This is a genomic window from Citrobacter sp. Cb023, from assembly GCF_030336805.1.
Classification (GTDB): Bacteria; Pseudomonadota; Gammaproteobacteria; order Enterobacterales; family Enterobacteriaceae; genus Citrobacter; species Citrobacter braakii.
Genome location: NZ_JAOWCV010000041.1, coordinates 1 through 13,121, shown reverse-complemented (window position 1 = coordinate 13,121; position 13,121 = coordinate 1). Strand labels below are relative to the sequence as shown.

The 13,121-nt window shown below is 48.2% G+C and carries 18 protein-coding genes and 2 pseudogenes; 17 read left to right on the top strand and 3 right to left on the bottom strand.

All coding sequences use genetic code 11. From position 1 onward, the window contains the following. The first annotated feature begins 306 nt into the window (after positions 1-306). Positions 307-1,116: a hypothetical protein gene (locus tag OGW44_RS24720; protein ID WP_032153709.1), complete on the top strand. Its 810-nt coding sequence runs from the start codon at positions 307-309 to the stop codon at positions 1,114-1,116. Here OGW44_RS24720 and OGW44_RS24715 read toward each other — a convergent pair. Further along, positions 1,113-2,045, bottom strand: coding sequence for a hypothetical protein (locus OGW44_RS24715; RefSeq protein WP_023155730.1), 933 nt, complete (start codon positions 2,043-2,045; stop codon positions 1,113-1,115). The two genes, OGW44_RS24720 and OGW44_RS24715, sit on opposite strands and share 4 nt — an antisense overlap. Positions 2,046-2,151: 106 nt before the next feature. Here OGW44_RS24715 and OGW44_RS24710 point away from each other — a divergent pair, with 106 nt between their 5' ends. The 10 genes and pseudogenes from OGW44_RS24710 to OGW44_RS24665 all read left to right on the top strand — a co-directional run. Next, positions 2,152-3,036, top strand: coding sequence for a GTPase family protein (locus OGW44_RS24710; protein WP_024166630.1), 885 nt, complete (start codon positions 2,152-2,154; stop codon positions 3,034-3,036). Between the two features lie 118 nt (positions 3,037-3,154). Next, positions 3,155-3,832, top strand: coding sequence for a hypothetical protein (locus OGW44_RS24705; RefSeq protein ID WP_023155728.1), 678 nt, complete (start codon positions 3,155-3,157; stop codon positions 3,830-3,832). A gap of 29 nt (positions 3,833-3,861) precedes the next feature. Then, positions 3,862-4,071: a DUF905 family protein gene (locus OGW44_RS24700; RefSeq protein WP_023155727.1), complete on the top strand. Its 210-nt coding sequence runs from the start codon at positions 3,862-3,864 to the stop codon at positions 4,069-4,071. Between the two features lie 90 nt (positions 4,072-4,161). Further along, complete coding sequence (locus tag OGW44_RS24695) at positions 4,162-4,980, top strand: DUF932 domain-containing protein (RefSeq protein ID WP_001234693.1); 819 nt, start codon at positions 4,162-4,164, stop codon at positions 4,978-4,980. Between the two features lie 91 nt (positions 4,981-5,071). Next, positions 5,072-5,557: an antirestriction protein gene (locus OGW44_RS24690; RefSeq protein WP_032153711.1), complete on the top strand. Its 486-nt coding sequence runs from the start codon at positions 5,072-5,074 to the stop codon at positions 5,555-5,557. 15 nt (positions 5,558-5,572) lie between these two features. Further along, positions 5,573-6,049 (top strand): RadC family protein, encoded by a 477-nt coding sequence (gene radC, locus OGW44_RS24685; RefSeq protein WP_001186715.1) that lies wholly within the window; start codon positions 5,573-5,575, stop codon positions 6,047-6,049. Between the two features lie 68 nt (positions 6,050-6,117). Continuing rightward, positions 6,118-6,339: a DUF987 domain-containing protein gene (locus tag OGW44_RS24680; protein ID WP_000692345.1), complete on the top strand. Its 222-nt coding sequence runs from the start codon at positions 6,118-6,120 to the stop codon at positions 6,337-6,339. 79 nt (positions 6,340-6,418) lie between these two features. Next, entirely contained in the window at positions 6,419-6,793 is a 375-nt protein-coding gene (gene cbeA, locus OGW44_RS24675) for a type IV toxin-antitoxin system cytoskeleton bundling-enhancing antitoxin CbeA (protein ID WP_032153712.1), read from the top strand. 46 nt (positions 6,794-6,839) lie between these two features. Beyond that, on the top strand, positions 6,840-7,193 hold the full coding sequence (locus OGW44_RS24670; protein ID WP_225875206.1) for a TA system toxin CbtA family protein: 354 nt from the start codon (positions 6,840-6,842) through the stop codon (positions 7,191-7,193). Then, a pseudogene (locus OGW44_RS24665) lies at positions 7,111-7,332 on the top strand (cupin domain-containing protein); the annotation flags it as partial. The gene OGW44_RS24670 and the pseudogene OGW44_RS24665, both read left to right, overlap by 83 nt. A gap of 46 nt (positions 7,333-7,378) precedes the next feature. Here OGW44_RS24665 and OGW44_RS24660 read toward each other — a convergent pair. Then, positions 7,379-8,254 (bottom strand): extended-spectrum class A beta-lactamase CTX-M-55, encoded by an 876-nt coding sequence (locus tag OGW44_RS24660; RefSeq protein WP_015387340.1) that lies wholly within the window; start codon positions 8,252-8,254, stop codon positions 7,379-7,381. A gap of 252 nt (positions 8,255-8,506) precedes the next feature. Continuing rightward, on the bottom strand, positions 8,507-9,769 hold the full coding sequence (locus tag OGW44_RS24655; RefSeq protein ID WP_000608644.1) for an IS1380-like element ISEcp1 family transposase: 1,263 nt from the start codon (positions 9,767-9,769) through the stop codon (positions 8,507-8,509). 187 nt (positions 9,770-9,956) lie between these two features. Here OGW44_RS24655 and OGW44_RS24650 point away from each other — a divergent pair. The 6 genes and pseudogenes from OGW44_RS24650 to OGW44_RS24625 all read left to right on the top strand — a co-directional run. Further along, positions 9,957-10,067: pseudogene (locus tag OGW44_RS24650) on the top strand (TA system toxin CbtA family protein); the annotation flags it as partial. Continuing rightward, positions 10,064-10,555: a DUF5983 family protein gene (locus OGW44_RS24645; protein ID WP_023155722.1), complete on the top strand. Its 492-nt coding sequence runs from the start codon at positions 10,064-10,066 to the stop codon at positions 10,553-10,555. The pseudogene OGW44_RS24650 and the gene OGW44_RS24645, both read left to right, overlap by 4 nt. A gap of 11 nt (positions 10,556-10,566) precedes the next feature. Continuing rightward, positions 10,567-10,764: a DUF957 domain-containing protein gene (locus OGW44_RS24640; protein ID WP_000839265.1), complete on the top strand. Its 198-nt coding sequence runs from the start codon at positions 10,567-10,569 to the stop codon at positions 10,762-10,764. Between the two features lie 84 nt (positions 10,765-10,848). Further along, complete coding sequence (locus tag OGW44_RS24635) at positions 10,849-11,715, top strand: DUF4942 domain-containing protein (RefSeq protein ID WP_032153714.1); 867 nt, start codon at positions 10,849-10,851, stop codon at positions 11,713-11,715. A gap of 71 nt (positions 11,716-11,786) precedes the next feature. After that, a complete protein-coding gene (locus OGW44_RS24630; RefSeq protein ID WP_025492088.1) occupies positions 11,787-12,050 on the top strand; it encodes a type II toxin-antitoxin system ParD family antitoxin in 264 nt (87 codons plus the stop codon). Then, on the top strand, positions 12,047-12,373 hold the full coding sequence (locus tag OGW44_RS24625; protein WP_000779483.1) for a type II toxin-antitoxin system RelE/ParE family toxin: 327 nt from the start codon (positions 12,047-12,049) through the stop codon (positions 12,371-12,373). Before OGW44_RS24630 ends, OGW44_RS24625 begins: the two co-directional genes overlap by 4 nt. Positions 12,374-13,121 lie beyond the last annotated feature (748 nt).

Here is a 13,121-nt window from a genome sequence, read left to right as displayed (position 1 = left end):
ACTGTCGCTTTTACTCTTCAGATTGTTAATCTGACCACAAGAACAGTCGAACAGTACAACGACACACCCAAGGAGGATATGAGCAGTAGTTGATAGCATGTTTTAATTTATTATGAATAGATCAAGAATAGATCGTGAATAGTTAGAGAATAGTTCTTCAGCATCTCACAGAGTGATCAAGCCTTGAAGTGATTGCTTTTTGAACACAAGTCCGGATGCAATGTTTTTTTGTTAACTTCCTTGCATATTCGATTTCCATGTGATAGTGAAAATCACCAGAAGAGAATGCGATTGAGGCGTAATCAGATGAAACAATATGAAGATGGTTATAACGTGAATGGATATAGCTGGGAAAATGAAACAATTGAGTATTTGTTGAATGATAAACAACTGACAGATAATCACATACCTGAATGGGTTAAAAAAAATGAAATTGCAGCATTCTGGTTCTGGTTAGTTATAATTAACACAGATCCCAAACTCCTTGGGGTTCGTAATGAATTAGGGTTCAATACAGCCATGATGGGGCTGATTCCTGCGGGGAGTATACCCATAACAACAATTCCTTCAGATCATGAAATGAGACTGGATGTTATAAGCAAATGGATTAATGCATTAATCCTTGACAATCAATCAGATTGCTTCATCTCAACAATGCATCAAAACTGGCTGCAGATCGAAAAGAGAAACGAAGCCAAATGGCTTAAAAAGAATACAGAACAACTCGAATGGGCATGGAAATATATCAATGCACGCATCCCGCACACGTATCTTTCCTGGTTTTATCCTGTAAGTGATAACGAAAGATACATTGCTATCGTAGTTTTACTAAAAATTTTATTCCCCGCAGATACACCATACTTACAGCAGCCAAAAGTACTTCACTATGGGGTTGCCGCAAAAGAAAAATTTTTCGACAAGATGCACAATGCATTCCGAAAACAGTTTACCGACGGAAAAAAAGATAAGCGGGTACAAATCAACGTTAAAATATCATCAGATGCAAAACGTACTCTGGACAGACTGACCAGAGAACTGAAAACAACACAACAGGCTGTCCTGGAACATCTGATTCAGAACCACAGGCTGGTGATTCAGAACCACAGACTGTATTAACTTTCACCACTTCTGCTCCTGCCGATTTTCTTCTTTTGGTAGTGTCTCCTGGCTGCGGATATCAGATACTTTTCCGTCATTTTGTTGCAGAACTCTTCAATGTAGTTAATCATTTTCTGGTGTGCTTTCAGCTTTTCTTCCCCGGGGGACGCTTTCAGATAAATGTCCTCCTTTTCCACAAGCGCATTGACAAACTCCCCTAAACATCCCTGGTTATAAAGCGACGTGAAAAACAACACATCCCCCAGTCTCTCCAGTAACTGTGGTTTATCCCCGAAATGTTTTTTTATACTTTCAAAAGGTTTTCTATTTTCCGGATCAAAAAAAACACTTAATCCCAGTCGCTTATATTCCTGGTAAAAAAGTTCAAACGTCGGGGATGCTGAACGGCAAATAAACGAAGACTGCGCCCATGGATTAAAATCTGTGACACGCCTCCCCTCCCGCACTTCCTGTCGTGTCAGCGGTGGTTCAGCAAACCAGGCGTCCAGCTCAGCCGAATCGTTATCCCTGCTCAAAACCTCATACAAACTGCCCGTGAACGGTTGAGCCGTTTGTTTTGTTGCTTCGCCTTCTGATTGTCTGAATCCATCCACTTTTCTCCGGATATTACGCGGAATCAGCATAAAAGGCGGGACATTAAGTGATAAACGTTTACCCGTCATGCGATACCATTGACCTACCTCAACCTTAATCCGTGTATCTGACTTTAGCTCAAGTGCCATTATGTTAAGCAGGTACAGATAACGCACCGTATAACGATTAAAATGTTTCTCCGGATCAAACGATTCTGACCGTTCTCCTCTGTACACGAGTCTGCTGCGCTTCAGTATTCGCAGAGTATATTTCCAGGCCGGACTTTTACAAATGGCGGTAACTCTGGCCTTATTAACAATGTCGCGTAATGCATCAATCTGTTGTGCAGTCATCTCTTCCCTCCACACTTTGTCACTCCAGATTTTTTCACGCCCATATTACCTGAATGATAAACCGGATTAGTGTGATCCGGTTCAGTGAAATCAACAGGATACCGGTATGTCATTCAGCCATTCTTCCCTCTCCGCACAAGTGAAATCATATCTGACGTTTCTTCCTGAAGAAATTCGCCAGAAAATCCTTGAACATCTCCACGGTGTTATTCATTACGAGCCCGTGATTGGCATTATGGGTAAATCCGGCACCGGCAAAAGCAGTCTGTGTAATGCCATTTTTCAGTCCCGTATCTGCGCCACGCATCCCCTGAACGGCTGCACCCGCCAGGCTCATCGCCTCACCCTGCAGATTGGTGAACGCAGAATGACGCTGGTCGATCTGCCCGGCATTGGTGAAACACCGCAGCATGATCAGGAATACCGGGAGCTTTACCGTCAGTTACTGCCGGAACTGGATCTGATTATCTGGATCCTGCGGGCTGATGAACGTGCGTATGCTGCTGATATTGCCATGCATCAGTTTTTACTGAATGAAGGTGCAGATCCCTCGCGTTTTCTGTTTGTTCTCAGCCATGCCGATCGCGTGTTTCCTGCTGAAGAATGGAACGACGCAGAAAAATGCCCGTCCCGTCAGCAGGAACTCTCACTGGCGACAGTAACAGCCCGGGTGGCCACCCTGTTCCCGTCATCATTTCCGGTACTCTCCGTTGCAGCGCCTGTCGGCTGGAATCTTCCGGCACTGGTGTCACTGATGATCCACGCACTGCCACCACAGGCAACCAGCGCGGTTTATTCACATATCCGGGGGGAAAACCGCTCTGAACAGGCCCGGAAACACGCACAACAGACTTTTGGTGACGCCATCGGGAAAAGTTTTGACGACGCCGTTGCCCGGTTCAGTTTTCCGGCCTGGATGTTACAGCTTCTGCGTAAAGCCCGGGCCCGCATTATCCACCTACTGGTCACACTGTGGGATCACCTGTTCTGAGCGCCCCGGAGTCCCCCGTGGCAACCGTATACCTTTACACGACAACGGATTACGGTAACCACTGCCGTATACCGTCTGTCATTATCAATAACACGCTCTTTAATTTCAGAGGTCAGTCATGAATACCAGAATGCTTTTTCCCCTGCTGTTCACTGTGGCATCCTTCTCCACCTCCGCCGGTAACTGGGCTGTCAAAAACGGCTGGTGTCAGACCATGACGGAAGATGGTCAGGCGCTGGTAATGCTGAAAAATGGCACGATTGGTATTACCGGCCTGATGCAGGGATGCCCGAATGGCGTACAGACGCTCCTGGGCAGCCGTATCAGTATTAACGGTAACCTGATCCCCACATCACAAATGTGTAATCAGCAGACAGGATTCAGGGCTGTTGAGGTGGAAGTCGGACAGGCGCCGGAAATGGTCAAAAAAGCCGTTCACTCCATAGCAGAGCGTGATGTGTCCGTTTTACAGGCATTTGGTGTACGAATGGAATTCACCCGCGGTGATATGCTGAAGGTCTGTCCGAAATTTGTCACATCACTTGCCGGTTTTTCCCCGAAACAGACACCCGCCATTAATAAAGATTCCGTCCTGCAGGCTGCCCGGCTGGCATACGCCCGGGAATATGACGAGGAAACAACAGAAACCGCTGATTTTGGCTCTTACGAAGTAAAAGGCAATAAGGTTGAGTTTGAAGTGTTCAATCCTGAAGACCGTGCGTACGACAAAGTGACCGTCACGGTTGGTGCTGACGGTAATGCCACCGGTGCCAGCGTTGAATTTATCGGAAAATAGCCGGTATGTCGGACTGTCACCCTGTTTAATTGCCCGAAGGCCCTTTCTCACGCGAACAGGCGGTTGCCGTCACAACAGCTTACCGCAATGTGCTTATTGAAGATGACCAGGGAACGCATTTCCGGCTGGTTATCCGTAATGCTGAAGGTCAGTTGCGCTGGCGGTACTGGAATTTTGAATCCGATGCCGGAAAACAGCTTAATGTGTGGCTCGCCAGTGAAGGGCTTCTCAGACAATAAACGTCATTCATTTCATCCATCAGGCCGCGTCTTCTCCGGGAGGCGCGGCTTTTTCATTTATATCGCTAACTCATTCATAAGGAGCAAATCATGCGATTAGCAAGTCGTTTTGGTTATGCGAACCAGATACGCCGTGACCGCCCCTTAACTCGCGAAGAACTGATGCAGGTCGTCCCCAGCGTATTCGGGGAAGATAAGCACACATCCAGAAGCGAGAACTATACCTGGATCCCCACCATCACCGTGCTGGAAAGCCTGCAGCGGGAAGGCTTTCAGCCCTTCTTTGCCTGCCAGACCCGCGTACGTGACCCGGGCCGCCGGGGGTATACCAAACACATGCTGCGTCTGCGCCGTGACGGGGAGATAAACGGACAACATGTCCCTGAAATCATCCTGCTGAACTCCCATGACGGTACCTCCAGCTACCAGATGCTGCCGGGTTACTTCAGGTTCGTCTGCCAGAACGGCTGCGTCTGTGGTCAGTCTCTGGGGGAAGTGCGTGTTCCGCACCGGGGAAATGTGGTGGACAGAGTCATTGAAGGGGCTTACGAAGTGGTGGGCGTTTTTGACCGGATTGAGGAAAAGCGTGATGCCATGCAGTCGCTGGTCCTGCCGCCACCGGCACGCCAGGCGCTGGCACAGGCGGCACTGACTTACCGTTATGGTGACGAACATCAGCCCGTCACCACCGCCGACATTCTGACGCCACGACGCCGGGAGGATTACGGTAAGGACCTGTGGAGTGCTTATCAGACCATCCAGGAAAATATGCTGAAAGGCGGGATTTCTGGTCGCAGCGCTAAAGGAAAACGTATCCACACCCGTGCCATTCACAGCATCGACACGGACATTAAGCTCAATCGCGCATTGTGGGTGATGGCAGAAACGCTGCTGGAGAGCATGCGCTGATGCTGTTTCCCTGAAAGTGCAACCCTGACTCACGTCTGTACCAGTCCCCGGGCATTCTTCCATTCATTTACTTTTTATAAGGAATCATCTCATGACAACCTTTTCGCATAGCTCCACCACGCCTTCTGTTTCCGTAACCACTGCACCAGGGAATAACCAGTCTCAACTGGTTGCCACTCCCGTCCCTGATGAACAGCGCATCAGTTTCTGGCCGCAACATTTTGGCCTCATTCCACAGTGGGTGACCCTGGAGCCCCGTGTCTTCGGCTGGATGGACCGTCTTTGCGAAGACTACTGCGGTGGTATCTGGAATCTGTACACCCTGAACAACGGTGGGGCATTTATGGTACCCGAACCGGATGACGATGATGACGAAACATGGGTACTGTTCAATGCCATGAACGGCAACCGCGCTGAAATGAGCCCGGAAGCCGCCGGCATTGCCGCCTGTCTGATGGCGTACAGTCATCACGCCTGTCGTACAGAGAATTATGCCATGACGGTCCATTATTATCGGTTGCGGGATTACGCCCTGCAGCATCCGGAATGCAACGCCATTATGCGCATCATCGACTGAATGGAGAGAAGCACAATGCAACAGCTTTCCTTTCTGCCCGGAGAGATGACGCCCGGCGAGCGCAGCCTCATTCTGCGGGCCCTGAAAACCCTGGACCGCCATCTTCATGAACCCGGTGTGGCCTTCACCTCCACGCATGCGGCACGGGAATGGCTGATTCTGAACATGGCGGGACTGGAGCGGGAAGAGTTCCGGGTACTGTATCTGAACAACCAGAATCAGCTGATTGCCGGTGAAACCCTCTTCACAGGCACCATCAACCGCACGGAAGTCCATCCCCGGGAGGTAATTAAACGTGCCCTGTACCACAATGCCGCTGCCGTGATACTGGCACACAACCACCCGTCCGGTGAAGTCACCCCCAGTAAGGCAGATCGCCTTATCACGGAACGCCTGGTACAGGCACTGGCCCTGGTGGATATCCGGGTACCGGACCATCTGATAGTTGGTGGCAACCAGGTTTTCTCCTTTGCGGAACACGGTCTGCTTTAACCCGTCACCGCCACAACCATATCACACCTGTTTTCACTTTTATCTTCTGTCTTCAGAGGTATCCCACTATGAAAATCATCACCCGTGGCGAAGCCATGCGTATTCACCGTCAGCATCCGGCATCCCGTCTTTTTCCGTTCTGTACCGGCAAATACCGCTGGCACGGCAGTGCTGAAGCGTATACCGGTCGTGAAGTGCAGGATATTCCCGGTGTGCTGGCCGTGTTTGCTGAACGCCGTAAGGACAGTTTTGGCCCGTATGTCCGGCTGATGAGCGTCACCCTGAACTGAGTCTGGAAGGGCATTCAGAAGAGCAGAATTATCGCCACCACCGGACCATTCTTAACCAATTTTCTGTGAGGATTTTATCGTGTCAGACACTCTCCCCGGGACAACGCATCCCGACGATAACAACGACCGCCCCTGGTGGGGGCTACCCTGCACCGTGACGCCCTGTTTTGGGGCACGTCTGGTGCAGGAGGGTAACCGGTTGCATTACCTTGCAGACCGCGCCGGTATCAGAGGCCGGTTCAGCGACGCGGATGCGTACCATCTGGACCAGGCCTTTCCGCTGCTGATGAAACAACTGGAACTCATGCTCACCAGCGGTGAACTGAATCCCCGCCATCAGCATACCGTCACGCTGTATGCAAAAGGGCTGACCTGCAAAGCCGATACCCTCAGCAGTTGTGGTTACGTTTATATGGCTGTTTATCCGACACTGGCACCCGCAACCACCTCATAACCCCGAATATCTCACCTTTAGCACTACCAGTTACAGAGAACTTAAGATGAAAACATTACCTGACACACACGTACGGGAGGCATCGCGCTGCCCGTCTCCCGTCACCATCTGGCAGACACTGCTCACCCGACTGTTGGACCAGCATTACGGCCTCACACTGAATGACACACCGTTCGCTGATGAACGTGTGATTGAGCAGCATATTGAGGCAGGCATTTCACTGTGCGATGCGGTGAACTTTCTCGTTGAAAAATACGCACTGGTACGTACCGACCAGCCAGGATTCAGCGCCTGTACCCGTTCTCAGTTAATAAACAGGGGAAACCTGTACGGTGCTGGAGATGGCCGCAGGAACCTGGCATGCCGTGCTGTCGCTGGATACCGGTGGCATAATTTTTGAAGTAAAACACGGTGGCTATCAACCCGTGGCTGCCGATGACTATGCGCACTGGGCTCCAGCGGAAGGAGAACCAGGAACCACGGAGCTTATGGCCTGGTATGCGCAAGCGCAGGTGGGCGACAGCACTTTTGCCGTCTAAGGCGATAAACAAAAACGGAATGAGTTTCCCCATTCCGTTTCCGCTATTACAAACCGTCGGTGACGATTTTAGCCGCCGACGCTAATACATCGCGACGGCTTTCTGCCTTAGGTTGAGGCTGGGTGAAGTAAGTGACCAGAATCAGCGGCGCACGATCTTTTGGCCAGATCACCGCGATATCGTTGGTGGTGCCATAGCCACCGCTGCCGGTTTTATCCCCCACAACCCAGGAAGCAGGCAGTCCAGCCTGAATGCTCGCTGCACCGGTGGTATTGCCTTTCATCCATGTCACCAGCTGCGCCCGTTGGCTGTCGCCCAATGCTTTACCCAGCGTCAGATTCCGCAGAGTTTGCGCCATTGCCCGAGGTGAAGTGGTATCACGCGGATCGCCCGGAATGGCGGTGTTTAACGTCGGCTCGGTACGGTCGAGACGGAACGTTTCGTCTCCCAGCTGTCGGGCGAACGCGGTGACGCTAGCCGGGCCGCCAACGTGAGCAATCAGCTTATTCATCGCCACGTTATCGCTGTACTGTAGCGCGGCCGCGCTAAGCTCAGCCAGTGACATCGTCCCATTGACGTGCTTTTCCGCAATCGGATTATAGTTAACAAGGTCAGATTTTTTGATCTCAACTCGCTGATTTAACAGATTCGGTTCGCTTTCACTTTTCTTCAGCACCGCGGCCACGGCCATCACTTTACTGGTGCTGCACATCGCAAAGCGCTCATCAGCACGATAAAGTATTTGCGAATTATCTGCTGTGTTAATCAATGCCACACCCAGTCTGCCTCCCGACTGCCGCTCTAATTCGGCAAGTTTTTGCTGTACGTCCGCCGTTTGCGCATACAGCGGCACACTTCCTAACAACAGCGTGACGGTTGCCGTCGCCATCAGCGTGAACTGGCGCAGTGATTTTTTAACCATGGGATTCCTTATTCTGAAAGAGACGAAATAACAACAACATGAATACCTAAATTCCACGTGTGTTTTTTATTAGCTTCAAAAATCACTATTTCACGAAGAATTTAGACTGCTTCTCACACATTGTAACATTATTTACAACCACCTTTCAATCATTTTTGATAAATCATTGATTTCATCTTTGCTGCAATGATACTTAATAAACTCTGCAAGTTATCCACAGAGCAACACTCAATTTTATTGATGATATTCTTATTATACCAGACATTTTTCATACACTCCCTTGTACGGATAGTTTTCCGACAACTTCATGATTACATATCTTGCGGTTTTGATTATTTTTGCTGCAAGAAATACATACTTCAAACGAAAGGTCTTTATTTGCTGTCTGTATTCTGAAGAGTCCAAGGAATCAAACTTGAACAACAAAAATAGGTTATATGAAAGCATCATCATTTGAAACACGGCTTCATTCGCCCAAAATGACTTTAGCAAGAGATGACCCACCGCCATGTCGTATTTGGCTTCTTTGATATAGTTTTCAGCATTACCACGCTTTTCATAGTATATAACTACTTTTTCAGAAAGCAAGGTAGTATTTGTTACAAAGAAAAAGTAGTCGTATTCGGAACCTTCTAAAAGTGATAATTGTGCTCTTTCTTTTTCTGGTTTCAGTACGCGAGATACGACAAATCTTCTGTCTTTTTCCCATTTAACTAATTTTGTATACAGTTCTGTAGTTTCTCTACCTTCTTCTCCTTTAACGAATACAATTGATGAATTCGTTGCTTGTGAGGTGAGTGTAGAATAACTTTTGGCTTTAATTAAATATTTGCATCCAAGAGATTCTATCGTTTCGATAATTTTTTCATCAAAGTAGCCACTATCCATTCGAAATAAAATTTCTAAATCGTCTGATTTGATGTTAGCAACAATTTCTTTGATCATTTCCGCAGCACCGTTTGCAGTGTAAGTATTGCCACTTCTTACAAATCCGGTAACATATGCTTTTAATTCGTCGCAAAATGCAAATTGGATATTGTAGCATCGGTTTCCCAGTTTCTTAGGATTATATCCTTTTGACGCACCTTCTTGATGACCTTCTACGTTAATTACACTACTATCAATATCAATCGTAATGGATGTCAATTTACTTTTAGTGAGCAGTTTTTTAAAGACTTTAAAATTAATGTCTCTAAACATTTGGGTTGTCTTGAAGTTGAAGTTTCCTAGAAACCGTGACACTGTTTCAGGTTCTTTTACGGAAATATCAAACTCGTTGACGAGGGGATCATTTTGAAGTAGCTTTAGACGTTCTAACTTATCAATGCCAATGAAGTGACCGCAGAGCATGGTCTTTATATGATTCATCTTGATTTTATTTGTTGAGTCATTATCAAATACGAGGTCATTTTCAATAAAATCAAAAATCCCATTGCTTTTTGCATTCTCAAGGAGCAGAAAAAGACCTGCATTTGATGTTAGATTCTTAGCTTTGAAATCAATTTTATTAATCATAATTAGAACCCCTTTTTACTACTTTTCTTACTATTATTTTACCATATATCGAGTCATAAAAGCTGATAATTTAACATATTTTTGAGCACTTTTCTTTCACCCAATGGGTGAAAGCTGAATTTCGAAGGAATGCATATTTATCAAGGCTTTGATTATGCTTTTTGAAGTACTGACGTAGAATCTAGGAAACAGTATTGATATCCTCCGGGCCCGCCGGGCAACCGGCCTGATGGCCCGCGACAATTACAGAACGGTAAATAACATTACCCTGGGTAAACATCCGGGGGCGAAACAATGAAACTGGCCCTGACGCTGGAAGCCGACAGCATTAACGTGCAGGCACTGAACATGGGGCGCATTGTCGTTGACGTCGATGGTGTTACTCTCGCTGAACTGATTAACGTGGTCTGCGATAACGGTTACTCCCTTCGTGTTGTTGATGAATCTGACCGGACATCAGCAGAGCGCACGCCATCATCTGCGGCGGCCCTTACCGGCATACGCTGCAGTACCGCGCATATCACGGCAAAGGACAACGCCTGGCTGTACTCGCTGTCACATCAGACGAATGGCACCGGCGAATCAGAATGGATTCATTTCACAGGTAGCGGATATCTGTTACGTACCGATGCGTGGTCATACCCGGTTCTGCGGCTTAAGCGCCTGGGCCTGTCAAAAACGTTCCGTCGTCTGGTTGTCACACTTACCCGACGTTATGGCGTCAGTCTCATTCATCTGGATGCCAGCGCTGAATGTCTGCCGGACCTGCCCACTTTCGACTGGTAACCAGGAACAACATGAAATCATTAACCACGGAAACCGCACTGGATATTCTGATTGCGTGGCTACAGGACAATATCGACTGCGAATCGGGAATTATCTTTGACAACGATGAGGATAGAACGGATTCGGCAGCACTGTTGCCCTGTATCGAACAGGCCAGGGAGGATATCCGTATCCTGCGCCAGTTGCAGCTTCTGCAACAGAACCGGTGAGTCTTACTCACCAGACTTCATTCCACTGACGCCAGCCTGAACAGGGCTGGCGTTTTCATTTATCTGCAAAAAGGAATATCGATTATGTCTGAAATCACAGCCCCCCGTCCGGAAGTGGTCAACGGGCATACGGACGTTATCGGCTCAACCAGCATCCGCCACATTCTGGCTGTACGAAAGAGTGCGCTGCTGCAAATCGACACACTTATCCGGCAACTGGCAGAAATCTCGGTGCTGACGGAAAGCATCGGAGGTAAAACTGCACTGGACTGGGCCATGAAACAGGATTTTCGCTGCGGTTGCTGGCTGATGGAAAAACCGGAAACCGCAATGAAAGCCATCACCCGCAACCTTGACCGCGAAATCTGGCGTGATCTGATGCAACGTTCAGGGATGCTGTCATTAATGGATGCACAAGCCCGTGATACATGGTACCGGTCACTGGAGTACGATAATTTTCCGGAAATCAGCGAAGCAAATATCCTGAGCACGTTTGAACAACTGCACCAGAACAAAGATGAAGTGTTTGAGCGAGGGGTGCTCAACGTTTTCAGAGGACTGAGCTGGAATTACAAAACCAATTCACCCTGCAAATTTGGCAGTAAAATTATCGTCAACAATCTGGTGAGGTGGGACCGGTGGGGGTTTCATCTTATCACCGGACAACAGGCCGATCGACTTGCCGATCTGGAAAGAATGCTGCACCTGTTCAGCGGCAAACCGATCCCCGACAACCGGGAAAACATCACCATTCATCTGGATGATCACATCCAGTCTGTTCAGGGTAAAGAGGACTATGAAGATGAGATGTTCAGCATCAGATACTTTAAGAAGGGCTCCGCGCACATCACGTTCAGGAAACCAGAGCTGGTTGACAGGCTTAATGATATTATTGCCAGACACTACCCGGAAGCCCTGGCAAGCACAGTGAACAAAAGCCGCAAGGCATAAAAGAGGTATTTTACAATTCGCGAATATTAACTATTATTAATTGATAGTAATCAATCGGCGAGAAAATAACCATGCCTACCAGTGTATCCCTCAGTCCTTACTTTGAAACGTTTATCCGCGAACAAATAGAAAGTGGTCGGTACAACAATACAAGTGAAGTCATTCGTGCCGGACTTCGTGCTCTGGAAGAACGGGAACAGCAGATAAAGCTTGAATCACTCCAGAGCGCCGTGGCCGCAGGCATCAACAGCGGTGAAAGTAAAAGTGCTGAAGAGGTATTCGGGCGACTGACGCACAAATACAAAAAGATGGCAGAAGGTGAACAGCCAATATGAAACTGACTGTTTCACCATTAGCAGAACACGATCTTGAAGCTATAGGTGACTGGATCGCTCAGGATAATCCTGTCCGTGCAATCAGTTTTACCGAAGAGCTTTACCAACAATGTCTGTTGATAGCCGAATCGCCAGTACTCTACAGAGAAAGACCCGAGTTAGGGGCTGGGATCAGAGGTTGTTCGTATGGTCGTTACCTTCTGCTGTTCAGGGTACTGGATACTGAAGTTCGTATCGAACGTATCGTTCATGGTTCCCGGGATATCAACAGGGTACTTGCAGAGCCAGACGACAAACCATCAGATCATTTCTGGCAGCCATAAACAAAATCTGTGCGTTAACGCTCCCTAACACAGGTAGCCAGGTATTTTATAAATCTCTGTATTTTGTTGTCACTTCGATTCCGCGATTCAGCATATCGAACCAGACAAAATGATTACAACAAACCACAAGAAAGAGGGATTATAGCGTCAAAAGAATTCGAATTGCACATGGGGGCCTCATTGGTGGCCTCAAAAAGAACAAGGATAAAACAGTCGATACAAAACAATTGGTTATATAACCAGTTTCATTCCGAGTCCGGGCACCACTATTTAAAGAACCCGCCCTAGAGGCGGGTTTTTGCTTTTATAGTTTCTGATACTTTCCAACCGATCATCTCTCAATATCTTTACTGCTCTACCCCCACAAAATCCATACGTAAGATTAGTCGTGCCTGTTAGCAAGCTGAGATCTGGGTTCTATAAGAAGATGGGGTTTAACGTGATGGGATGTACAGAGGTCCGCGATCCTGAGCGACAGTACCTGTTACTCAACCCCGCGCACGGATAACAGGCAATGTGCTGCCGGGAGAGCCTGGTGCGCTGCGCTTCTCAGGCCTGCACACCGGTTACAACATGATGGGCTGGATAAAACGGTACGCTGCATCCGGCAGTTCTCATTCCCTGCAGACGCAAAAAAGCCCGTCCGGCAGGATGGGCTTCTTCACTTGTTTGATGCCTGGCAGTTTATGGCGGGCGTCCTGCCCGCCACCCTCCGGGCCGTTGCTGCGCAACGTTCAAATCCGCTCCC